At 74.2% G+C, this 23,866-nt stretch carries 16 protein-coding genes; 12 read left to right on the plus strand and 4 right to left on the minus strand.

What is annotated here, in order from left to right; genetic code table 11:
• The first annotated feature begins 40 nt into the window (after positions 1-40).
• The 3 genes from ACZ4WQ_RS35680 (at position 41) to ACZ4WQ_RS35690 (ending at position 5,486) form a co-directional block, all read left to right on the plus strand.
• A complete protein-coding gene (locus ACZ4WQ_RS35680; protein ID WP_398376432.1) occupies positions 41-1,837 on the plus strand; it encodes an alpha-galactosidase D in 1,797 nt (598 codons plus the stop codon).
• An 89-nt stretch (positions 1,838-1,926) separates the two neighbouring features.
• Entirely contained in the window at positions 1,927-4,263 is a 2,337-nt protein-coding gene (locus ACZ4WQ_RS35685) for a glycosyl hydrolase family 95 catalytic domain-containing protein (RefSeq protein ID WP_398376434.1), read from the plus strand.
• Positions 4,260-5,486, plus strand: coding sequence for an SGNH/GDSL hydrolase family protein (locus ACZ4WQ_RS35690; RefSeq protein WP_398376435.1), 1,227 nt, complete (start codon positions 4,260-4,262; stop codon positions 5,484-5,486). The genes ACZ4WQ_RS35685 and ACZ4WQ_RS35690 overlap by 4 nt, the downstream gene beginning before the upstream one ends.
• Positions 5,487-5,528: 42 nt before the next feature.
• Here the strand turns inward: ACZ4WQ_RS35690 and ACZ4WQ_RS35695 are convergent, their stop codons facing one another.
• The 3 genes from ACZ4WQ_RS35695 to ACZ4WQ_RS35705 are packed head-to-tail and all read right to left on the minus strand — an operon-like array spanning position 5,529 to position 7,824.
• Positions 5,529-6,398 carry a biotin-dependent carboxyltransferase family protein gene (locus ACZ4WQ_RS35695; RefSeq protein ID WP_398376439.1) on the minus strand — a complete coding sequence of 290 codons (870 nt, stop codon included), beginning with the start codon at positions 6,396-6,398 and terminating at the stop codon, positions 5,529-5,531.
• Positions 6,395-7,060 (minus strand): 5-oxoprolinase subunit PxpB, encoded by a 666-nt coding sequence (gene pxpB / locus ACZ4WQ_RS35700; RefSeq protein WP_385344474.1) that lies wholly within the window; start codon positions 7,058-7,060, stop codon positions 6,395-6,397. The genes ACZ4WQ_RS35695 and pxpB overlap by 4 nt, the downstream gene beginning before the upstream one ends.
• Positions 7,057-7,824, minus strand: a complete 768-nt coding sequence (locus ACZ4WQ_RS35705) for a LamB/YcsF family protein (RefSeq protein ID WP_311726785.1) — start codon at positions 7,822-7,824, stop codon at positions 7,057-7,059. The genes pxpB and ACZ4WQ_RS35705 overlap by 4 nt, the downstream gene beginning before the upstream one ends.
• Positions 7,825-7,940: 116 nt before the next feature.
• Between ACZ4WQ_RS35705 and ACZ4WQ_RS35710 the strand changes: the two genes are divergently transcribed.
• From ACZ4WQ_RS35710 to ACZ4WQ_RS35740, 7 genes are all read left to right on the plus strand, one after another.
• A complete protein-coding gene (locus ACZ4WQ_RS35710) occupies positions 7,941-8,672 on the plus strand; it encodes a GntR family transcriptional regulator (RefSeq protein ID WP_398376444.1) in 732 nt (243 codons plus the stop codon).
• A 124-nt stretch (positions 8,673-8,796) separates the two neighbouring features.
• The gene (locus ACZ4WQ_RS35715; RefSeq protein WP_311726784.1) at positions 8,797-9,519 is read left to right on the plus strand and encodes a DUF969 domain-containing protein; all 723 of its coding nucleotides are present in this window, start codon (positions 8,797-8,799) and stop codon (positions 9,517-9,519) included.
• Positions 9,516-10,484 (plus strand): DUF979 domain-containing protein, encoded by a 969-nt coding sequence (locus ACZ4WQ_RS35720; protein ID WP_385344462.1) that lies wholly within the window; start codon positions 9,516-9,518, stop codon positions 10,482-10,484. Before ACZ4WQ_RS35715 ends, ACZ4WQ_RS35720 begins: the two co-directional genes overlap by 4 nt.
• A 12-nt stretch (positions 10,485-10,496) precedes the next feature.
• Entirely contained in the window at positions 10,497-11,141 is a 645-nt protein-coding gene (pcp, locus tag ACZ4WQ_RS35725; RefSeq protein WP_311726782.1) for a pyroglutamyl-peptidase I, read from the plus strand.
• A gap of 113 nt (positions 11,142-11,254) precedes the next feature.
• Entirely contained in the window at positions 11,255-12,787 is a 1,533-nt protein-coding gene (locus tag ACZ4WQ_RS35730) for a hypothetical protein (protein WP_398376447.1), read from the plus strand.
• Positions 12,788-12,911: 124 nt separating this feature from the next.
• Complete coding sequence (locus ACZ4WQ_RS35735) at positions 12,912-13,850, plus strand: hypothetical protein (RefSeq protein WP_311726780.1); 939 nt, start codon at positions 12,912-12,914, stop codon at positions 13,848-13,850.
• 77 nt (positions 13,851-13,927) lie between these two features.
• Positions 13,928-19,537: a hypothetical protein gene (locus ACZ4WQ_RS35740; protein WP_398376449.1), complete on the plus strand. Its 5,610-nt coding sequence runs from the start codon at positions 13,928-13,930 to the stop codon at positions 19,535-19,537.
• A gap of 187 nt (positions 19,538-19,724) precedes the next feature.
• Here ACZ4WQ_RS35740 and ACZ4WQ_RS35745 read toward each other — a convergent pair whose 3' ends face one another.
• Positions 19,725-20,216, minus strand: a complete 492-nt coding sequence (locus ACZ4WQ_RS35745) for a hypothetical protein (RefSeq protein ID WP_385344454.1) — start codon at positions 20,214-20,216, stop codon at positions 19,725-19,727.
• Between the two features lie 303 nt (positions 20,217-20,519).
• Here ACZ4WQ_RS35745 and ACZ4WQ_RS35750 point away from each other — a divergent pair, with 303 nt between their 5' ends.
• Positions 20,520-23,435, plus strand: a complete 2,916-nt coding sequence (locus ACZ4WQ_RS35750) for a sensor histidine kinase (protein ID WP_398376450.1) — start codon at positions 20,520-20,522, stop codon at positions 23,433-23,435.
• Positions 23,432-23,857 (plus strand): roadblock/LC7 domain-containing protein, encoded by a 426-nt coding sequence (locus ACZ4WQ_RS35755; protein WP_311726776.1) that lies wholly within the window; start codon positions 23,432-23,434, stop codon positions 23,855-23,857. The genes ACZ4WQ_RS35750 and ACZ4WQ_RS35755 overlap by 4 nt, the downstream gene beginning before the upstream one ends.
• Positions 23,858-23,866 lie beyond the last annotated feature (9 nt).

The raw sequence follows: 23,866 nt of genomic DNA on the forward strand, positions 1-23,866 counted from the left end.
CCACCCCCTGTCGCATCCCCATCCCCAGGAGGTACGACCCATGCGGTCACCCTCGTACTCCGTGCTGCGCACGCGCGCCCCGAGGTTCCTGGCGGTCCTCGCCATGGCCGCGGGGGCCCTGGCCGCCGTACCGCCGGCCCAGGCGGACACCGCCGCGCCGACGCCCGCCGCCAAGCCCTACATGGGCTGGACGAGCTGGAGCATGCAGTCGTCCAAGTACCCCGGGCTCAACCCCGACGGCGACTACAGCTACCTCACCGAGGCCAACGTCCTGAAGCAGACCGACGCGCTCGCCGCGAAGCTGAAGAAGTACGGCTACGAATACGTCAACATCGACGCCGGCTGGTGGCGTGACAAGGCCTGGACGCCGCACTTCGACCGGTACGCCCGCCAGCAGGCCGACCCGGTCCGCTTCCCCCGCGGGATGAAGGCCGTCGCCGACCACATCCACGCCAAGGGGCTCAAGGCGGGCATCTACCTGCCGGTCGGCCTGGAGAAGGAGGCGTACGACAGAGGCGCCGCGCCCATCTGGAACGCGCCCGGCTGCACCACCGCCGACCTCGTCTACGCCGACCTGCGCACCACCAACGGCTGGGACAGCGCCTACAAGCTCGACTTCGCCAAGCCCTGCGCCCAGAAGTACATCGACTCCCAGGCGCAGCTGTTCGCCGACTGGGGCTACGACTTCCTCAAGCTCGACGGTGTCGGCCCCGGTTCCTTCAAGAGCGGCGAGAACTACGACAACGTCGCCGACGTCGCCGCCTGGCAGCAGGCCATCGCGGCCACCGGCCGGCCGATCCACCTGGAGATCTCCTGGTCCCTGGACTACGGGCACGTCGCCGACTGGAAGAAGTACACCAACGGCTGGCGCATCGACACCGACGTCGAGTGCTACTGCAACACCCTGGTCAGCTGGGAGAACTCCGTCGACGACCGGTTCGACGACGCCCCGGCCTGGGCCCGGCACGCCGGCCCCGGCGGCTGGAACGACCTCGACTCCCTCAACGTCGGCAACGGTGCGATGGACGGCCTGACCAAGGCCGAGCGGCAGACCTATGCCACCCTCTGGGCCATCTCCAAGTCCCCGCTGTACACGGGTGACGACCTCACCCGGCTGGACTCCTACGGCCTGTCCCTGCTGACCAACACCGAGGTCATCGCCGTCGACCAGAGCGACGCCCCGCCCGCCGTGCCCGTCACCCCCTCCGACCGGCAGCAGGTGTGGGCCGCGAAGAACCCCGACGGCACCTTCACCGTCGCCCTGTTCAACCTCGCCGACGCGCCCGCCGCGGTGACCGCCGACTTCTCCACGCTCGGCTTCACCGGCAAGGCCGCGGTGCGCGACCTGTGGAACCACGAGAACCTCGGCACCTACCGGGACCGGATCACCCAGGCCCTGCCCGCCCATGGCTCCCGCCTGTTCAAGGTCACCCCGCGCGGCCAGGCCGTCACCTGGTCCGGCGTCGAGGCCGAGGACCCCGCCAACACCCACGCCGGCAACGCCTCCGTCGCCGACTGCTCCGCCTGCTCCGGCGGCAAGAAGGTTGGCAACCTCTACCAGGGCGGTCGGCTGACCTTCAACGACGTCGTCGTCGCCAAGGCCGGCACCTACCAGATCAAGGTCTCCTACATCAGCGGTGACGCCCGCTCCGCCCTGGTCTCCGCCAACGGCAACGGCTCCACCAGCCACAAGTTCCCCTCCACCGGCGACTGGTCCACGGTCAACACCGTCCACGTCCCGGTGAGCCTCAAGGCCGGTGCCAACACCCTGACCTTCGACAGCGGTTCCGGCTACGCGCCGGACATCGACCGGATCGACGTACCGAAGTCCTCCTGACCCCCCGGGGCCCGGCCGGGCGGCCGGGCCCCGCTCAGACTTCTGGAGCCGCCATGACCCCTCACCCGACCGATCCCAACAGACGGTCCATGCTCTCTCTCGCCGCGACGGCCGGTCTCACCGCCGCCCTCGGCGGTCTGCCCGCGTTCACCGCCTCCGCCGAACCCCGGCGCCCCGCGACCGCGCCCGCACCGAGCGGTGCGCACGACCAGCTCTGGTGGCGGGCCCCCGGCGACGAGCACTCCCTGATCGAGCAGGGGCTGCCGGTCGGCAACGGCCGCTTCGGCGCCCTCGCGAGCAACGACCCCGGCCGTGAACTGCTCCTCGTCACCGACGCCACGATGTGGACCGGCGGCCTCAACGACACGCTCGACGGCGACGGCCAGTTCCCGTACGGCCGCGCCGACTTCGGTTCGCTCACCCTGCTGGCCCGGCTCACGGTGGACCTCCCCGACCACGACCTGTCCGACGTGAACGGCTACCGCCGCACCCTCGATCTCGCCCAGGGCCTGGTCACCACCAGCTACGTCCGCTCCGGCGTGACGTACCGCCGGCAGGTCTTCGCCAGCCGCCCCGACGACGCGATCGTCCTGCACTTCACCCAGAGCGGCGGCGGCCGCCACACCGGCACCGTCACCCTGGAGGGCACGCACGGCGAGGAGCCGGCCGGCGCCGAGTCCTTCGGCGCCACGCTGCCCAACGGCCTGCGCTACGGGGCGGCGGTCACGGCGTACGGCAGCGGCGGCCGGGTCCGGGTGAAGGGACGGCGCATCGAGTTCTCCGGCTGCACGGACCTCACCGTCGTCCTCAGCGGCGGCACGAACTACGCGCCCGACGCCGACAGCGGGTACCGCGACCCCGCCCTCGACCCCGAGGCGCTGGCCCGCACCAAGGTCGCCGCCGCGGCCCGGCACCCGGCCGGCACCCTGCTGCGCACCCACGTCGCCGACTACCGACCGCTGTACGAGCAGCTGAGCCTCTCGCTCGGCACGTCGACCGACGCGCAACGCTCCCTGGACACCTGGGGGAGGCTCACGGCACGGGCCCGCGACGGCGCCCCCGACCCGGAGCTGGAGGCGCAGTACCTCCAGTACGGCCGCTACCTGATGATCTCCGGCTCGCGCGGCAGCCTCCCGCTGGCCTTGCAGGGCCTGTGGCTGGACGGCAACGACCCGGACTGGATGGGCGACTACCACACCGACATCAACATCCAGATGAACTACTGGATGGCCGACCGGGCGGGCCTGTCGCAGTGCTTCGACGCCTTCGCGGACTACTGCCTCGCCCAGCTGCCCTCGTGGACCGACCTGACCCGCCTCCTGTTCAACGACCCGCGCAACCGGTACCGCAACTCCACCGGGAAGGTCGCCGGCTGGACGGTCGCCATCTCCACCAACCCCTACGGCGGGGGCGGCTGGTGGTGGCATCCCGCGGGCAACGCCTGGCTGAGCAACAGCCTGTACGAGCACTACGAGTACAGCGGGTCGCGGGGATACCTGGCGAAGATCTACCCGCTGCTCAAGGGCGCCTGCGCCTTCTGGGAGGCCCGGCTGCTCACCATCGCCGCGCCGGACGGCTCGGGCGAGGTGCTGATCGCCGACAGCGACTGGTCGCCCGAGCACGGCCCGCTGGACGCCAAGGGCATCACCTACGCCCAGGAGCTGGTGTGGGCCCTGTTCGGCAACTACGCCGAGGCGGCCGCCGTACTCGGCAAGGACGCCGGCTACGCACGGACCGTGACCGGTCTGCGGGACCGGCTGTACCTGCCGCGGGTGAGCCCGACGACGGGCTGGCTGGAGGAGTGGATGTCGCCCGACAACCTCGGCGAGACCACCCACCGCCATCTCTCGCCGCTCGTCGGTCTCTTCCCCGGCGACCGCATCCGCCCCGACGGCTCCACCCCGAAGGAGATCGTCGACGGCGCCCGCGCGCTGCTCACCGCGCGCGGGACGAAGAGCTTCGGCTGGGCGAACGCCTGGCGGGCGCTGTGCTGGGCGCGCCTGAAGAACGCGGACAAGGCCTACCAGCTCGTCGCCGACAACCTGCTTCCGTCGTCCGACGGAAGCAACGGCACGGCGTTCAACCTGTTCGACATCTACGAGGTCGAGCGGGGACGCGGCATCTTCCAGATCGACGCCAACTTCGGCACACCCGCCGCGATGATCGAGATGCTGCTGTACTCGCGCCCCGGACACATCGAGCTGCTGCCGGCGCTGCCCGGCGCCTGGGCCGCGTCCGGCTCGGTTGCCGGCGTGCCGGTGCGCGGCGGGTTCGTGGTGGACCTGCGCTGGCGGGAGGGCACACCGACCGAGGTGCGCGTCCGCAGCGTCGGCGGCCGTACCACCACGGTGGTGTTCGGCGGGGCGTCGCGGCCGGTGACGCTGGCGCCGGGCGAGTCGGTCACGCTGAAGGGGTTCACCCGATGAGGGCCGGACGGGGCCGGGGGTGCGTGCTGGTGGCCCTGGCGTTCGCCGCCCTGGCCGTTCAGGCCGTCCCGGCGACGGCCCGGGCCGCGCCGGCCGGGAGCGAGGTCGTGACCTGGGGAGCCAGTGCCGACCGCTTGGGGGAGGGTGTGCCGGACCGCGCGTACCGGCTCGTCGTCCACACCAGCGTCGGCGGGAGTGACCTGCGCGTCAGGCTCTCCAACGCCTTCGGGGACCGGCCGGTGACGTTCGACAGCGTCTACGCGGGCGTCCAGGAGGCTGGGGCCGGCCTGGTGCGCGGCAGCAACCGGCAGCTGGTCTTCGGCGGCGCGCGGTCCGTCACCGTCCCGGCCGGTGCGACCGTCACCAGCGACCCGCTGCCGGGCCGGGTGGCCGCCGGGACCAACCTGGTGGTCAGCGTGCACAGCCCGGACGCGGCCGGCCCGGCGACCGGACACGGCATGAGCATGCAGACCTCGTATGTCTCCCAGGGCGATCACACCGCCGAGGACTCCCCGGCGAACTGGGGCGGCACCATCGGCTCCTGGTTCTACCTGGACGCCGTGACGGTCCGGGCGTCCCCGGGAACGGGAGCCGTGGCGGCCCTCGGCGACTCGATCACCGACGGCTGGCAGTCCAGCACGGACCTCAACCGCCGCTGGCCCGACTACCTCGCGCGCCGGCTCCGGCAATCCACCACCACGACGGTCAAGGGCGTGGCCAACGAGGGGATCTCCGGCAACAAGGTGCTGGCCGACGGCGCCGGGCAGAGTGCACTGCACCGGCTCGACCGGGACGTGCTGTCCCACCCCGGCGTGTGCACGGTGTTCCTCTTCGAGGGCGTCAACGACATCAAGGCGCACACCGGCGTGACCGCCCAGGACATGATCGCCGGCTACCGGGAGGTCGTCCGGCGGGCGCACGCGGCCGGGAAGCGCGTGGTGGGCGCTACGGTCGGGCCGTTCAAGGGCTGGTCGGAGTGGGATCCGGAGGCCGAGGCCGTGCGTCAGGAGGTCAACGCGTTCATCCGGGACAGCGGTGTGTTCGACGCGGTCACCGACTTCGACCGGGCCCTGCGCAGTCCGTACGACCACGAGCGCATCCTGCCGTTCTTCGACGGCGGCGACCATCTGCACCCGAACGACAAGGGCATGCAGGCCATGGCCGACGCGGTGGACCTGAACAGCCTCGACTGCTCCGCGTCTTCGGCGTCGGCGAAGCTCTGACCCAGGACACCGGCCCGGCCTCCGGTCTCCGCTACCGGGCGTCTACCGGGGCCTCCGCGGTACGAAGCGCACCGCCGTGCCCGGGACGGCCTGGGCGGCCGCGGCCAGATGGGGCTCGGGGACGACGCCGACGACCGGGTAGCCGCCGGTCGTCGGATGGTCGGCCAGGAACAGCACCGGGAGGCCGTCCGGCGGGACCTGGAGCGAGCCCAGAGCCATGCCCTCGCTGGGCAGCTCGCCGTCCCTCGCGCGCTCCAGCGCGGGGCCCTCGGTCCGCAGCCCGATCCGGTTGCTCGCGGCCGACACCCGGAACGCGCCGGTGGCCAGGGTGCGCAGCGCCCGGGGCGTGAACCAGTCGTCGCGCGGGCCGAGTACGACCGGCAGCACCAGCTCGCGCGGCGGCGCCGGGCAGAACGCGGCGCCCACGGCGGGCGCCGGGCCGTACGGCGCGCCCAGCCGCAGCACCGCGCCGTCGGCGAGCGGGGGCGGACCGAGACCGGAGAGCACATCCGTGGAACGGCTGCCGAGCACCGGCTCGGCCGCCACGCCGCCGTCGAACGCCAGATAGCCGCGCACGCCATGGGTGGCCGCCGCGACCTCCACCAGCGCGCCCGCCCGTACGCGCACGGGCGCGCCCCACGCGGCCGGGCGGCCGTCCACGGTGACCGGGCAGGGCGCGCCCACGACCGCCACCGTCGCCGCGCGGCGGAGCCGCACGGCACAGCCGGTGAGCGTGGTCTCCAGGGCCGCGGCCCCCTCGGGGTTGCCCACCAGGCGGTTGGCGAGCCGCAGGGCGGGCTCGTCGAGCGCCCCGGAGCGCACCACTCCGAGGTGGGCGTGGCCGGCCCGGCCGAGGTCCTGGACGGTGGTCAGCGCGCCGGCCCGCACCACGACGAAGGCGCTGTCCGTCATGCGGAGGTCTCTTCTCGTAGGGGCCGTTGCGGTATGAAGCGCACGCGCGTGCCGGGGGACAGCAGCGCGGCCGGGTCGCGCGCGGTGTCCCACAGCACCGCGTCCGTGATGCCGATCAGCTGCCAGCCGCCGGGGGAGGAGCGCGGATAGACGCCGGTGTACGGGCCCGCGAGGGCGACCGAACCAGCCGGGACCCTGGTCCTCGGGGTGGCGCGGCGCGGCACCCGGCAGCGCTCCGGCAGGCCGGTCAGATAGCCGAAACCGGGGGCGAAGCCGCAGAAGGCGACGTGGAATTCGGTGCCCGAGTGGATGCGCGCGACCTCCTGCGGGGCGACCCCCCACAGCTCGGCGACATCGGCCAGGTCCGGGCCGTCGTAGCGCACCGGGATCTCGACGGTGGCGCCGTGGCCGTCGGCCGACGGCGGGATGTCCCACCGCGCCACCTCGGCCGCGAGGCGGCGCGGGTCGGCCACTCCGTCCAGCAGCACCGTGCGCGCGGCGGGCACGATCTCCCGCACCGCGGGCAGCGTCCGGGCCTCGGCGCGGCGCAGCAGCTCGGCGTGCAGGGCCAGGGCGGCCTCGCCGGTGTCCACTTCCAGGAGCAGCGCGTGGTCCCCCACCGGCAGCCCGCGCACCCGGACCCGTCCGCCGGGGCCGGTCATGCGAACGGCTCCACGCGCACGCCCGCGGCCTCCAGTTCGGCCCGGACCCGGCGGGCGATGTCGGCGGCCCCGGGGGTGTCGCCGTGTACGCACAGGGACCGCACGTCCACCTCGACCGGCTCGCCGTCGATCGAGGTCACCGACCTGTCGCGGGCGAAGTTGAGGGAGCGCTTGACCACGGTGCCCGGGTCGGCGATCACGGCTCCGGGCTCGCCGCGCGGGACCAGCGTCCCGGCCGCGGTGTAGGCGCGGTCGGCGAAGCCCTCGCTCACCACCGGCAGTCCGGCCGCGCCGGCCGCCTCGTGCAGCCGGGAGCCGGGCAGCCCCAGGACGGGCAGCGGGGCGTCGGCGGCCAGCAGCGCGCCCTCGACGACGGCGGCGGCCTGCGCCGCGTCGTATACGCAGCGGTTGTACAGCGCGCCGTGCGGTTTGACGTAGACCACGTCCGCCCCCGCGGACCGGGCGAACACCCGCAGCGCTCCGATCTGGTAGGCGATCTCGTCGGTCAGCTCGCGCGGCGGCACATCCATGGTGCGCCGGCCGAAGCCGGCCAGGTCCCGGTAGGAGACCTGGGCGCCGATGCGCACACCGCGCTCGGCGGCCAGCTCGCACACCCGGCGCATGGTCGAGGGGTCGCCGGCGTGGTAGCCACAGGCCACGTTGGCGCTGGTGACGACGGACAGCAGGGCGTCGTCGTCGGTGAGCTGCCAGCGGCCGAAGCCCTCGCCGAGGTCGGCGTTGAGATCGATGGTGAGGTCCGCCATGGCATGACAAGGTAGGGGATCGTTGAACGATCCGACAAGAAGAATGTTGTTCCGGTGCGGGTTCTGGGATTGACTTCTCGCCATACGGGATTCAGGAGCAGTGAAGGGGAGCAAGGGTGAAAAACGGGGCGGAACGGCTGATTGTGGAGACCTCCGCGCCGGCCGGGCCGGCCGGGCTGGAGGGCGACCGGGCGCTGCTGGGGCGGACGAGCACCGTCGAGCGCGTCGCGGACGTCCTGCGCGACCGCATCGCCGAAGGGTTCTTCCCGCCCGGCACCCGGCTGTCCGAGGACAGCGTCAAAGCGTCGCTCGGTGTCTCGCGCAACACCCTCAGAGAGGCGTACCGGCTGCTCACCCACGAGCGGCTGCTGGTGCACGAACTCAACCGCGGCGTGTTCGTGCGCGTGGTGACGGTGGACGACCTGACCGACATCTTCCGGGTGCGCACGATGGTGGAGTGCGGCGCGGTACGCGGCCTCGGAGCGCCGCCGTACCCGCTGGAGGCGGTCGAGTCGGCCGTCGTGGCGGGGGAGCACGCCGCGCGGGAGCGGGCCTGGCGGGACCTCTCCACCGCCAACATCCGCTTCCACCAGGGGATCGTGGCCCTCGCGGGCAGCCCCCGCGCGGATGAGCTGATGCGCGGCGTACTGGCCGAACTCCGCCTCGTCTTCCATGTCATGGACGACCCGCGCCGCTTCCACGCGCCGTATCTGATCCGCAACCGGCACATCCTGGAGGTGCTCCAGTCCGGGGACGCCCCCGAGGCCGAGCGGCTGCTCGCCGCCTATCTCAACGACTCCCGGCTCCAGTTGGCCGAGGCCTACGCCCAGCGGGTTTCCGAGCCGTAAACGATCCGGGCGCCGGGGAACAGGCGCATATCGACGTCTTGTCGGATCGTTCAACGATCCCCTAGCCTCCGATGCACTCTTCCTCACGGCTTCCGTGAGGTCCTGCTCACGGAAGGCGGGACCAATGATCGTTCTCCTCGGAGTCCTGGTGGTGGTCCTCGGATTCGCCACCCGCCGCAATCCGTTACTGGTGGTGGGAGTCTCCGGCATCGTCACCGGGCTGCTGGGCGAACTCTCGCCCCGGGAGGTTCTCGCGGCCTTCGGCAACGGCTTCGCCTCCAGCCGCTCGGTGACGATCTTCGTCATCACCCTCCCGGTCATCGGCCTCCTGGAGCGCAACGGCCTCCAGGAACAGGCCCGCACCCTCATCGGCCGGCTCGGCAAACTCACCGCCGGCCGCTTCCTCGCCCTCTACCTGGGGCTCCGTCAGGTCACCGCGGCCTTCGGCCTCACCAGCGTCGGCGGGCCCGCGCAGAGCGTGCGGCCCATGGTCGCGCCGATGGCCGAGGGGGCCGCCGAGCGCCGCCACGGCCCGCTGCCGGAGCGGATGCGCGAGCGCGTCCGCTCGTATGCCGCGAGCGCCGACACCGTCGGACTGTTCTTCGGCGAGGACTGCTTCCTCGCCATCGGCTCGATCCTGCTCATCACCGGCTTCGTCAACACCACCTACGACACCCACCTCGAGCCGCTTCAGCTGGCCCTGTGGGCCATCCCGACCGCCGTGTGCGCCTTCCTCATCCACGGCGCCCGGCTGCTGCGCCTGGACCGCACCCTGGACCGCGAACTGACGGCCGCGGCCGCCCGCTCCGCCGCGCCCGGCGACCGCACCTCGGAGGACGCGAAGTGATCAAGGTCGAGTGGTTCTACTGGCTGGTCGGCGCCGTCTTCCTCGCCATGGCCGCACAGATGGCGGTCGACCGCAGCAACCCCAAGCGCCTCGGCTCCGCGGCCTTCTGGGGCCTGCTGGGCGCCTGCTTCCTCTACAGCACCTGGGTGGTGCGCGGGCAGGCCCCGGCCGAGCCGCTGGGGGTCGCCGTGCTGGCCATGGCCTGCCTGGCCGGCTTCGGCCGCACCGGGCGCGGCACCCCGCGCACCACCACCGCCGAGCAGCGCACCGCCCTGGCCGCGCGGCTGCGCGGCAGGCTGTTCGTCCCCGCCCTCACCATTCCGCTCGTCGCGGTCGTCTGCGCCTCCGCCCTCAAGCACTGGCACGTGGGCGGCGAGCCGGTGCTCGAGCCGGGCAGCGAGACCGTCCTCGGCCTCGGATTCGGCGCCGTCGCCGGGCTCGCGGTCGCCATGTTCGTGGTCCGCGAGCGCAACCCCGCCGTGTCGCTGCACGCCGGGCGCGGTCTGCTGGAGTCCATGGGCTGGGCACTGCTGCTGCCCCAGCTGCTGGCCGTGCTCGGCTCGATCTTCCAGGTGGCCGGGGTCGGCACCCAGGTCGGCAAGATCACCGAACAACTGCTGCCGGACGGTCAGAAGTATGTGGCCGTGGCCGTCTACTGCGTCGGCATGGCCGTGTTCACCACGATCATGGGCAACGCCTTCGCCGCGTTCCCCGTGATGACCGCCGCCGTCGGCTGGCCCGTGCTCATCCAGCAGATGCACGGCGAACCGGCGGTCGTCCTCGCCGTCGGGATGCTGGCCGGCTTCTGCGGAACCCTTGTGACGCCCATGGCCGCCAACTACAACATCGTCCCCGCCGCGCTGCTCGAACTGAAGGACCAGTACGGGCCCATCAAGGCCCAGATCCCCACCGCCGGGGCGCTGCTGGCCTGCAACATCGTCATCATCTCGCTCTTCGCCTTCTGAGGGGGCCTCCCTGTGACCCGCGTGCTCCTCACCGGCTTCGAGCCCTTCGGCGGCGAGGACGTCAACCCGTCCTGGCAGGCCGTCTCGCTGGTCGCCGCCGGGCCCCCGCCCGGCATCCAGGTCACCGCCGCCCGGCTGAGCTGCGTCTTCGGCACGGCGCTCGAGGAGCTGGCCGCCGCGGTGGAGGCGGCCGACCCCGACCTGGTGCTGTGCGTCGGGCAGGCCGGGGGCCGCACCGGCATCAGCGTCGAGCGCGTCGCGGTCAACGTCGACGACGCCCGGATCCCCGACAACGCCGGCCGGCAGCCCGTCGACGAGCCGGTGGTCCCGGGCGGCCCCGCCGCCTACTTCGCCGCCCTGCCCGTCAAGGCCTGCGTCGCGGCGGTGCGGGCGGCCGGAATTCCCGCCTCCGTGTCCCAGACGGCCGGAACCTTCGTCTGCAACCACGTCTTCTACGGGCTCGCCCATCTGATCGCCACCCGCAGGCCCGCCCTGCGCGGCGGATTCGTCCATGTCCCGTACGCCCCCGAACAGGTCGTGGACCGGGCCGAGCCCTCGCTGCCCGCCGACACGGTGGCGCACGCCCTGCGGGCCATCGTCACCACGGCCGTGACCACCCGCGAAGACCTCCGCGTCCCCGAGGGAGCCACCCATTGAACGGCCCGCCCGAGCCGGGCCGGCACAGGCCTTAGACTGACGGTTCGGTCGACGCGCTCGGCCGCTCCGCGCCGTTTCGTCCGTTGTCGGTAGGAGCGCCTAATCTGTGCGACGTGACTTCTCCACCGCCTGGGGCGGCCGCGCCCCAGCTCAACGGGTACGCCGGGGCCGCGCGCCCGGCCCCGGGCCCGGCCGCCGACGAAGGCCTGGCCCGGCGGCTCCGCGCGCTCGCCTGCACCGCGCCGCTCCACGACCTCGACGCGCGCAAGGGCAGCCTGGCGGGTGAGTACTCGGTGTACGCGATGGCGGAGGTCGCCCTCGCCGCCATCGACCTGGTCACGCTCAACATGGACTTCGACACCGGCGCCGACCACGACGAGATAGTGGCCAGGCTGCTCCCTCGCGTCGCCGCCCAGGCCCCGGAGCGGCCCGCCACCGAGCACGAGCGCGTCGCCCGCTGGGTGCTGGAAAACCTGATCAACGTCGGCAGTGTGGACCGCGGCTTCCGCGCGGTGTACGGCACGTTCGGCCCCGACGGCGTCTATGTGCGCCGCGACTACGACTTCAAACTGGTCGAAGAGGTGCCGGGCCCCGGCGGCAGCGTCTATCTGCGCACCACCGACGAGGCGGTCAACGTCCTGGTCGGCGCGCTCGACACGGACGTGACCAGCGCCCAGATCGCCGCCGAGGTGAAGCTGGAGGTGCTGGTCAGCCGCGGCCGCCTCGCCGACGCCCAACTCGCCGCCGAGCAGGCCCGCTACCGCACCGTGCAGTACTCCGAGACGCTGCGCCGCACCCTGGACGCCACCCGGCGCAACGTCCGCGCCGTCGACTGGCTGAGCACGGTCCCCGACCTGATCAGCGAGGCCCTGGACCACGTCGCCGACCGCTACCGCCATGAGAACGCGATCCTGACCAATATCCGCAAGGCCCGCGACGAGGCGGAGAGCGCCGAGAACAAGCGCCGCGCCGCCGAGCTCGTCGACATAGTGAAGGACTGCATCCGCCGCCACACCCAGCTTCAGTCCCGGCTGCTGGAGGCCGGGCCGCTGTTCCGCGCCGAGCAGGACCGCCAGGCCTTCGCCACACCGGCCGCGCGCGCCGGGCTCGACCTGTACGGGCAGCTCCTCGCGCCCGTGCTGCCGCTCCCCGTGGACCGCGCCCTCCGCGTCACCGACGCCTTCTTCGCCCGCGGCACGGGGCTGCGCACCCCGACGTCCGTGCGCGTCGGCGACCTGGTGGACATGCTGCTGACCCCGCCCGTCGAGCGTGAGCACCTGGGTGCGGAGATGCCCGAGCCGGACCTGATCGCCACCCCCGACGACAGCCGCTTCAGCGAGGAGCAGCTGGCGACCGCCATGCAGCTGCTCGACCTCCCGGCCGACGCCCCCCGCAGGCTCTCCGGCCTCCTGGCCGAGGCCCGCCGCCGCGACCGCGAACTCCCGTATCTGATCGCCCTGTTGGCCGTGCACGCCGCGAGCCCGCCCGTCGGCACCGCCTACCGCCAGGGCGAGGAGCGGCTGCTGTTCGCCGTCGACGACGGCACCGATCTGGACGACCCGGAGTTCGGCGGCGCGGATCTGATCGTGGGCATGGCAATGCTGGACGCGGCCGGGATGGCGGCGGACCGCGCGGAGGTGGCGTAATGCGCGTGTTGTGCCGATACGGCGGCCCGGCCCCGGCCCGCGAGACCGCCGCGGCCCGCCGGACCGCTGACGCCCGCCGGCCCGCCGCAGCCCGCTGGACCGCCGCCCCCAAGGAGCTTCACCCGTGACCGAGTACGATCCCGCGGACGCCGCCCAACCTGACCTGATGCCGTCGGCCCCGGGCGCGCCGGGGGCAGCAAGCGCGTCAGGTGGTGGTGCGGGCGCGTCGGCGGGCGCGCCCCTCACCCCCGCCGACGCGGCCGACGCGGCGCGCCTGGTCGCCTTCGGGCTCCAGCCCAAGCTGCTGCCCGCCCGTGACGTCGAGTACGCCGAGCTGCTGCGCCGCCACCGCGACGACCCGGCGTTCGCGCGGCTGGCCGACGCGGTGGCCGCCGGCCTCGGACTGATCGTGCTCGAGGTCTCCACCCGGGCCGGGATGGCCCTGGCCGCCGCCGAGGACTCCGTCTTCGCCGTCCGCATGGGCGACTACGCCCGCCGCGCCTCGACCGACTCCGCCGACCGCTTCCTGCACGGCCTCGCCCATCTCGCCGTCGCCGCCATGGCCTTCCCCCGCCCAGAGGACCTCGCCGACGACGGCTACATCGGGCGCGTCACGGTCAACGGCATCGACGCCTTCGTACGACAGGCCTGCCGCCGCCTGGAGGAGCGGGCCGAGGAGCAGGGGGAGAACACCGACCCGACCACCGACGCCCCCGGCCTGGAGGCGGCCTGGCGGGTGTACGCGCGGCGCAGCGCCACCGGCGCCACCAAGGACGCGCGGCGGCTGGCCGGTTCGACGACCGGCATCGTCGGCAAGGCCGTCGCCTTCCTCGTCGACTCCGGTTTTCTCCAGCGCACCGGGGACGACGCAGGAGGCGCGTACCGCACCACCGCCCGCTACCAGCTCCAGGTCCGCGACATGGCGGGCAGCGCCGCCATGGCCGAGCTGCTCGAACTGGGCGTGGTGCCCATGAGCGACGGCAGCGCGACCCTGCTGCCGCCGGACGAAGGCGACGACCTGGACCTGGTCGCCGACGCGGGCCTGCCCTTCCACGCCACCTGACCCGACCTGGGCACCCCCGCCCCCACCCGACGACCCGCACCTACCGACCACCGTCACGACAACGAGAGTCCGCCGCCATGTACGAGCTGTCCCGGGTCCGCCTCTACTCCATCGGGCCGGCCGGTGCGCGCTATGCCGACACCGTCCTGGACCTGCGCGGAGTCGGCGAGCCGGTGCCCAGCCCCGCCCCCACCCAGGCGGAGTTCTTCGAGGAGGAGCCCGTCGGCCCGCCGCGCCGCCCCGCGCCCGCCGGCGTGCTCTTCCTGGAGAACGGCGGCGGCAAGTCCGTCCTGCTCAAGCTGATCTTCTCGGTGATGCTCCCCGGCCACCGCAACACCCTGGGCGGCGCCAGCTCCGGCGTGCTGCGCAAGTTCCTGCTCGCCGACGACTGCGGGCATGTCGCGCTTGAGTGGCAGCACACCGTCACCGGCGAGACCGTCGTCGTCGGCAAGGTCAGCGAGTGGCGCGGCCGCCAGGTGTCCAACGACCCGCGGAAGTTCGCCGAGGCGTGGTACTCCTTCCGCCCCGGGCCGGGGCTGAGCCTCGACTCCCTGCCCGTCGCGGAGTCCGCGGCGGTGCGGCCCATCGTCGAGGGCGCCTCCACCGCCCGCGGCCGCCGCCGCACCATGAAGGGCTTCCGCGACGCGATCACCGAGGCGGACAAGGCCTATCCGCACCTCGACGTGGTCTGGGTGGAGATCCACGAGCGCTGGAACGAGCACCTCGGCGAGCTCGGGCTCGACCCCGAACTCTTCCGCTACCAGCGGGAGATGAACGCCGACGAGGGCGAGGCCGCCGGCCTGTTCGCCGTCAAGAACGACTCCGACTTCACCGATCTACTGCTGCGCGCCGTCACCGACACCCGTGACACGGACGGGCTCGCCGACCTCGTGCACGGCTTCGCCCACAAGCTGGGCCGCCGCGCGGAGCTGACCGCCGAGCGCGACTTCACGGCCGGTTCGCTGGATCTGCTGTCGCGCATCGCGGACGCGGGGGAGCGGCGCGAGCAGGCCCGCGGGGTGCACGCGGGCGCCGAGCGCCGCACCCGCACGCTCGCCCGGCGGCTGTCCGGGCGCGGCGCCGAGGAGCGCGAGCGCACCGCCGAACTCGCCCAGCAGGTCGCCACCGCGGCCCACGCCGTCACCGAAGCGGAGGAGGCGCGCGGGCGCAGCTCCCTGGTCGCCGCGGAAATCGCCTACCGGCACGCCTCGTTGGCGCTGGCCGCAGCGGAGAAGGGCGCGGCCGCGCAGCGCCGCGAGGTCAACGACGCCCGCACCCTGCACTCCGCGTGGCAGGCCGCCGAGACGGTGCTGCGCCACCGCGCCGCCGCCGACCGCTCGGCGCGCGTCGCCGCCGCGATCCGCGAGGCCGAGCGGGACGCCGCCCCCGCGCTCGCCGCCCGCGCCAAGGCCGCCGCCGACCTCGTACGCGCCCTGCACGCGGCGGCCGAGGACGGCGAGCGGCTGGCCAACGAGGAGGAGGAGCGCTCCGCCGCCCTCCAGGAGACGGGCGAGGCCGCCCACCGCGACGCCACCGCCGCCGCCACGGCTGCCCAGCGCGCCCGCAGCGAGACCGAGCACCTGCGGCAGCGGCTCGCCGAGGTCGAGCAGGAGACCGCCGAGGCGGTCCGCGCCGGCTGGCTGGACGACTCCGCCCCCGACGCCGATCCGGCCCGCGCCGCCCTCGCCGCCAGCGACGCGGAGAAGACCGCCGTCGCCGCCTGGGACGTCGCCCGCGAGGCGGCCCGCCGCACCGCGGACACCGCCCAGGCGGCCGCCGCCGAGCAGTCCCGCACGGAGCTGGCCGCCGCCCGCGCGGCCGACGCGTCCCGCGCGGCGGAGGCGGCTTACGACGCGGAGCGCCGGGCGGCCGAGTCCCTCGGCTCCGAACAGCGCCTCGTCGAACTCCTCGGCCTCCCCGGTGCCACCCCGGCCACCCCGTCCGTCCCGGCCCCCCGCGCCGGGCGGCCGCTGGCGGCCGAGGCCGGCTCGCCCGGGCCGGTGACGATGCGCGTCGACGAACTGGAGCAGCCCGCCCCCGGGCGCCACCCCCGCTCCCTACCGGCCGAAGCCCGCCCGCCCGGCGGCGTCTCCGCCCATGTGAACGAGCCGGAGAACGCCCCCGAAGAGAGCGCGGGCACCGCCGACCCGGCCGCCCCGGACGAGGACTGCTGGTCCCCCGAACTCAGCGACGACCGGCCCGCCACGTCTGGCAGCGCCGAGAGCGCAACGGCCGCTACGGCCCGTCAGGATGACGCCGCGGCGGCCGGTCACGGCCCGGCCGACGGTGAGCCCGGCCTGGGCGGGCCGGGTGCCGCCGTCGGCGGGCCCGCGGCGGACGCGGGGACTCCTCCGGCCGAGGGCGCGCCCGGCGTTACGGCCCATCAGGCCGGGGATGCGCCCGCCGACGGGGACGGCGGAGCCGAGGCCGCGACGGGCGCCACGGCTCGTGGGGAGGAGAGCCCGACCGGCGGCGCGGCGCGCGGCGCCGATGGGGCAACCGGCGTGGCGGTGTCCGGGCCTGGCGGCCCGACCGGCGATGCCGTGCGCCCGGCCGAAGGTGCGTCAGGCAGGGCGGTGCGCGGAGCCAAGGGTGACACGGCTCCCGGGGAAGCCGGCCCGACCGGCGATGAGGGCGTCACCCCCGGCCAAGGTGCGGACGCGACCGGCGACGCGGCGCGCCGGGCCGATGGCGCGACGGACGTGGTCGTGCCCGCGACCGACGTCCCGACCGGCGGCGCCGTACGCCCGGCCGGCGGCGCGGCGGGCGGAGCCAGGGGCGCTACGGCTCGCGGGGAAGGGAACCCGGCAGGGGCTTCGGCCCGGCGGGGTGAGGGCGCGACGAGCGGCGCCAGTGGCTCAGCCGGGCGCGCGGGCCGGGGGCAGGCGGCGGGTGGCGCCGCCGGGCGGGTCCGGGGGGAGGGGCCGCTGAGCGCCGAGGAGCTCGATCGGAGCGCCGACGCGCTGCGGGAGTTGCTCGACGAGAGCGTCGCGTCCGCCGAGCGGCAGCTGTTCGACCTGCGTACGGCCGCGGCCGACGACTCGCGGATCCTGGCCGCGCTCGGTGACGGCGGGCTGCTGCCGCCCAGCCCGGATGTGCTGGCGACGGTGGAGTACCTGGGCGAGCACGGCATCCCCGCGCTGCCCGGCTGGCGGTATCTGGCGCAGGCCGTGGACCCCACCGATCACGCCGCGGTGCTGGCCGCTCGGCCGGAGCTGGTCGACGGGGTGGTCATCACCGACCCCGACTCACACGTCCGCGCCCGCGAGGCGCTCGCCACGGCGTCGCTGCTGCCGCGCTCCGCCGTGGCCGTCGGGACGGCGGCCGCGCTGCTCGCGCCGACGCCGCCGCCGGGGGCGCAGGACGGCGGGGTGTTCCTGGTGCCGCCGAACCCGGCGATGCACGACGAGCGGGCCGCCGACGACGAGCGGCGCGAGCTGCGGGCGCGGGCCACCGCGCGGGACGAGGACATCCGGGGGCTGGCGGCCCGGCTGGCCGGGGACCGGGCGCTGGCGGCGCGGCTGTCGTCGTGGCGTACGGGCTGCCCGCCGGGGCGGCTCGCGGAGCTGGCGGAGGCGGCCGAGCGCGGGCGTGAGGCGGCCGAGGAGGCGCAGCAGGAGCTGGCGGAGGCCCGTACGGCGCGGGTGGAGGCGGACGAGGCGGCCGGCGAGACGGCCCGGGTGCGCGACGAGCGGCAGGAGGCGGCGCAGCGGGCCCGCCGGGCGGCCGACGCGCTGGCGGGGCTCGCGTTCCGGCTGCGGGAGCGGGCCGCGTGGCAGACCAGGCTGCGTGAACTGGCCGACGAGGCCGCGGAGTACGAGGAGCGGGCCGCCGCGTGCGTGGACCGGGCGCGCGCGGCCGACGAGGACCGGCGCGCGGCCCAGCGCGCGGCCGACGACGCGCACCGCACCGCCCGCGCGCTGCGCGCCGAGCGCGCCGAGATCGCGGGCGCGCCCGACGACGTGGCGGACGGCACCCCGCCGACCACCTCGCTGCCCGCGCTCCGCGAGGCGTACCGCGCGGCCTCGCAGGTGTACGAGAAGGTCGGGGTCGGCGCCGACCTGCGCGCCGAGCAGGCCCGTGCGGAGAGCGACGAGAGCGCCGCGCTGGCCTCGCTGGACCGGCTCACCAACAAGGTCCGCACCCGGGCCGCGCAGCTGCTGGAGAGCACCGACGGCGCGGACGCCCCGTCCCGCCAGGCGGCCGCGGCCCGCGCCGAGTCGCTGGTGCACACGATGGAGTCGCGCGCGTCGGCGGCGAGCGAGCAGCTGGGCCGGTTGCGCGGCGAGGCGGAGCGGCTGGCGCCCGCGGACGGCGACGCGCACACCGAGCTGCCGGAGGGGATGGTCCCGCAGGACGCCGAGCAGGCCAAGGAACTGCTGCGGACGGCCAACGCCGAACTCAGCACCCGTACGGACGCGTTGGAGACCGCCCGCACCACCCACAGCGAGCTGCTGCGCGCCCACCGCGCCGCCGAGGACGCGGCGGGCGGCTTCGAGGAGACCGCCGCGCTGCTGCGGGACCTGCTCCGCGACCACCAGGAGGCGGCCGTCGACGGGGCGGACGCGCAGCCCGACGCGTACGCCGGGAGCCTCGCGGAGGCCCGGCAGGCGGCCGCCGAGACCCGCCGCTCGCTGCGCGGCTGCGCGGGTGACCTGTCGGCGGCCGAGGCCGCCGTCCGGGAGGCGAGCGACGTGCTCGTACGGCATGCCAACGCGACCCGCTACGAGCAGGTGCGCACCCCCGCCCGGCAGCAGATCCGCGAGCTGCCCGCGGCCGCGCTGCCGGAGCACGCCGCGGCGTGGGCCGAGGCGTTCGCGCCCCGGCTGCGCGTCCTGACCGACGAGCTGGCCCAGCTGGAGCGCAACCGGGACAGCATCGTGGACCGGCTGCGCGGCCTGGTCGAGTCGTCCCTGGCGACCCTGCGCTCGGCCCAGCGGCTCTCCCGGCTCCCCGAAGGGCTCGGGGAGTGGTCGGGCCAGGAGTTCCTGCGGATCCGCTTCGAGGATCCGGACCAGGCGATGCTCGCCGAGCGGCTCGGCGAGGTCATCGACGAGGCGACCCGCTCCGCCGTGCGGAAGAACTCCGACCTGCGCCGCGACGGCATGTCGCTGCTGCTGCGCGGCGTGGACGCCGCGCTCCAGCCGCGCGGTGTGGCCGTCGAGATCCTCAAGCCGGACGCGGTGCTGCGCGCCGAGCGGGTGCCGGTCCGCCAGATGGGCGACGTCTTCTCCGGCGGCCAGCTGCTGACCGCCGCCATCGCCCTGTACTGCACGATGGCGGCGCTGCGCAGCAACGACCGGGGCCGGGACCGGCACCGCCACGCGGGCACGCTGTTCCTCGACAACCCCATCGGGCGCGCCAACGCGACGTATCTGCTGGAGCTCCAGCGGGCGGTCGCGGACGCGCTGGGCGTCCAGCTGCTCTACACCACGGGCCTGTTCGACACGACGGCGCTCGCCGAGTTTCCGCTGGTCATCCGGTTGCGCAATGACGCGGATCTGCGCGCGGGGCTGAAGTACATCAGCGTCGAGGAGCATCTGCGTCCTGGGCTGCCGCAGCGTGACGCGGAGGACGGCCAGGTGCACGGGCAGATCACGGCGACCCGGATGTACCGCCGCCCGGACGCCCCGGCCTCGGCCCCGGCTCCGGCGGACGCCCCGGCGGGGCAGCCCGGCCGGGGATAGCCCCTGCCGCGGCAGACGGCGCCGCGGCAAGCTGCGCCGCGGCAAGCTGCGCCGCGGCGAGCCGCGTCGTGGCGGTCGGCGTCGCAGCGGGCCGCGCCGTGGTAGAAGGCAGCACATGGTTCGGCGCCCGCCCAGCGGGGGCGGGCGCCAAACCCATTGAGGCCTCATGAGGCCCCATGAGGCCCCGTCAGGCCGCCGCGCCGCGCGCCGACCGGCGCTCCGCGGCCCGCGGCGAGCCGACCCGCTCCGCCTTCCGGGCCCGGCGGCGCTGCCGGCGCAGCTCCCGCGCCGTGCTGCTGGGCCGCGACACCACCCCGTAGCGCTGGTTCCACACCTGCCGCGTCACCCATACGTCCAGCACGCCCCACGTGGCCAGAACCGTGCTGGCCACGGTGGTCAGCACCGCGGGGAACGCCAGCCATGAGTCGGCCAGCGTGCTCAGCACCGCCACCATCGCCTGCGTCAACGTCACCGCGACGATGATGACCGCCCGCACCGCCGCCGTACGGACCGGATCGGGCAGCCGGCGCCTTCGGGCCGGTTCCTCGGTCCACAGCGGCCGCACCGCGCGCTCCGGGATGTCCCGATCCTTGTCCATGGCGTCCATGAAGCCCCTACACCTTTCAGCGGCTGCCCAGGTCCTGCGGGATTCAAAAAGCGGGACATGGGTCGTTTCCACCTTAGGTCCCCCCTTATTGTGCCCCCTCAGTGCACGAATAACAGCGCTGGGAGGTTCCCCCAGAGAGGGGAAAACCAGCCAAGGGTTGACTCATTCTCGTCCGTCGAAGCCGATAGTGGAGGGCCGGAAAGCGGGGGGTAAGTCAGGCATCACCGGACAACTCGTGATGGGGTCCGGGTGGGCCTGCCCCGGCATCTAGCGGACATGCCTTCGAGTTGCAGAACAGGCAGTAGTAGGCTCGCGCCGCTTGTTGTCGGAACTCGAACACCGCCCCCGTATAACGGGGTTGACGTTGGGGAGGCCATGCGCTTTCGCGGGAAATCGATCCGCCGGAAGATCGTGGCGCTGTTGCTGGTGCCACTTGTCTCGCTGACGGCAATCTGGGCCTTCGCTACAGTGATCACCGTTCGTGAGGCGATTCGACTGCTGGACGCCTCCGACATCATCGACAAGGCCGGTCAGCCGGCCGAGGATGCGGTACACGCCATCCAGAAGGAGCGCCGCCAGACCCTCATTCTGCTCGCCGATCCGCGCCAGGCCGACGCGCTGCCCGTCCTCCACGCGCTCCAGCGCAAGACCGACGAGGTCATGGGCACCCTGCGCGAGGCCGCCACGGACGGCGGCGTGCGCGACATGATGAACGACGAGTCGGAGGACCAGCTCTCCGCCATCCTCAAGGCGACCGAGGGCCTGGACGCCCTGCGCCGAAAGGTCGAGGACCGCGGCATCAACCGCGCGGCGACATATGAGTATTACAACAAACTCGTCGACCTCTGCTACAACTTCCGCAGTTCGCTGCACGCCGTGCCCGACACGGACCTGGACAAGCAGGGCCGCGCCCTGGTCGCCATGATCCGTGCCCGCGAGGCGCTCTCCCGCGAGGACGCGCTGTACGTCTCGGCGCTGACGGCGCGCAGGATGACGCCCGAGGACCTGCACGCGATCTCCGATCTGATCGCCGAGCGGAACCTGCTGTACGAGACCAGCCTGCCGATCCTGCCCGCCTCGGAGCAGAAGATCTTCGCGGATTACCGGCGCACCAAGTCCGCGCCCGCCGCCCTCCGCCTGGCCGAGGGCAAGCTGATGGCCTCGACCAAGCCGTCCGACGCGCTCAAGGCCCTGGACGAGGAGCACTGGGAGGTCGCAGCCCAGCCGGTGCTCAACGACTACGACCGGCTGGGCAAGGAGGCCACCGACCGCCTCCAGCAGCGCATCGACCCGGTGGCCGACGACGTCATGCTGCGGGCCTTCGCCGCCGGCATCCTGGGCCTGCTGGCCCTGATCGTCTCGATCTTCGTCTCGTTCCGGATCGGCCGCAGCCTGATCCGCGACCTGTCCCAGCTGCGCAAGGACGCCCAGGAGGCGTCCAGCGTGCGGCTGCCCCACGTGATGCGCCGTCTGGGCGCGGGCGAGCAGATCGATGTGGACACCGAGGCGCCCCGCCGCGACTACAGCCCGGACGAGATGGGCCAGGTCGGCCTGGCCCTCAACACCCTCCAGCGGGCCGCCGTCGAGGCCGCGGTCAAACAGGCCGAGCTGCGCCAGGGCGTCTCCGACGTCTTCGTCAACCTGGCGCGCCGCAGCCAGGTGCTGCTGCACCGCCAGCTGACGCTGCTGGACACCATGGAGCGGCGCACCGAGGACACGGACGAGCTCGCCGACCTGTTCCGCCTTGACCATATGACCACCCGTATGCGGCGGCACGCCGAGGGCCTGGTCATCCTCTCCGGCGCGGCCCCCTCCCGGCAGTGGCGCAAGCCGATCCAGCTGATGGACGTCGTCCGCGCCGCGGTCGCCGAGGTCGAGGACTACGAGCGGATCGAGGTCCGGCGCATGCCGCGGCTCGCGGTCAACGGCCCGGCGGTCGGCGACCTCACCCACCTCATCGCCGAGCTCCTGGAGAACGCCACCGTCTTCTCGCCCCCGCACACCTCCGTTCAGGTGCACGGCGAGCGGGTGGCCAAGGGGTTCACGCTGGAGATCCACGACCGGGGCCTGGGCATGACGTCCGATGCCCTGCTGGAGGCCAACCAGCGGCTCGCCGAGACCCCGGACTTCGAGCTGTCCGACACCGACCGGCTCGGCCTGTTCGTGGTCAGCCGGCTGGCCCAGCGGCAGGGCGTCCGGGTCTCGCTCCAGCCCTCCCCGTACGGCGGCACCACCGCGATCGTGCTCATCCCCTCGACCCTGCTCACCGACAGCGGCGAGCAGGGCCAGGAGGCCGAGGACTCCTACGAGCGCGGCCGGGAGCGCGGCGTCTCCGACGTCAGGATGGGCCCGGACAGCAGGCTTCAGGCCGTCGACGCGGCGCCGGTCGCCTTCTCCGACCGGGCGGGCCGCAAGGTGTCGGTGGTCGACGGACCGGTCGAACTCGAGCCGTCCGCAGTGCCGCTCGCGCCGGTCGCGAACGGGGGCGACATCGAGGACGACGACGAGGTGGGCGCGATCTTCCGCGCCCGCGGTCTGTCGCAGTCGCCGCCCGCGGGCGCCCGGCCCACCGGTCCCGTACCGCATCAACCGCACCAACCGCATCAGCCGGTCGCCGAGGTGCAGCATCAGCAGGCGCGGGACGGCGCCCCGGCCATGCGGGACGAGGGCGCTCCGGCGCCGCTGCCCCGCCGGGTGCCGCCGGTGCTGGTCTCGGACCACGGCCGCCCGGTGCAGGGCGCCTCGGGCGGCGGTCGGCACGCGCGGCCGCCGCAGGGCGCCGGGCAGCCGTCCTGGGCTCAGCGGCAGGACCGCCCGGAGGGCCAGGGCCCGTCCGGTGGCGGCGGCCAGGGCGGATCCCCGTCGGGCCGTCAGGGCGGGGCTCCGTCCGGCGGCCGGGACGGGTCCGCGGCCGGCGGCCAGGGCGGTTCCCCCTGGAACGCGGGCCGACCAGGTGCCCCCGCCCCCACCCCCGAACAGCAGGCTCCGACGGCCTGGAACGGGGAGCCCGCCCGCCCGGCGCGCGGCGTGCCGGCCCAGCGGTCGGCGTCCGGCCTCCCCAAGCGGGTGCGGCAGGCCAGCCTGGCACCCCAGTTGAAGAACGACCCCGCTCCGCAGACCGAGGCGGACCGCTACCCTGCCGAGACCGACCCCGAACGCGACGCCGAGCAGGCGCGGGCCACCATGGCCTCGCTCCAACGGGGATGGCAGCGCGGCCGACGCCAGACGTCCGGCGGCAGTGGTGGGGCGGACAGAGCACCTGGAACAACATATGAGGGGGACGGTCGATGACCGCACCGCACGCAGCACGGAACGCCTCGCCGAGGGCATCGGGCGAGCTGAACTGGCTGCTCGATGAACTGGTCGGGCGCGTCGGCAGCATCCGCAAGGCGCTGGTGCTCTCCGGGGACGGCCTGCCCACCGGCGGCTCCCGCGACCTGTCCCGCGAGGACGGCGAGCACCTGGCGGCCGTGGCCTCGGGCTTCCACTCCCTCGCCAAGGGGGTCGGCCGCCACTTCGACGTCGGGCGGGTCCGCCAGACCATCGTGGAGCTCGACGACGCCTTCCTGTTCGTCACCGCCGCCGGCGACGGCAGCTGTCTGGCCGTGCTCGCCGACGCGGACTCGGATGTCGGACAGGTGGCGTACGAAATGACGCTGCTGGTCAAGCGGGTGGGCGTGCATCTGGGCAGCGCGCCGCGATCCGGCGGGTGACGGGGGAGG

Source organism: Streptomyces sp. NPDC028305 (assembly GCF_055569495.1).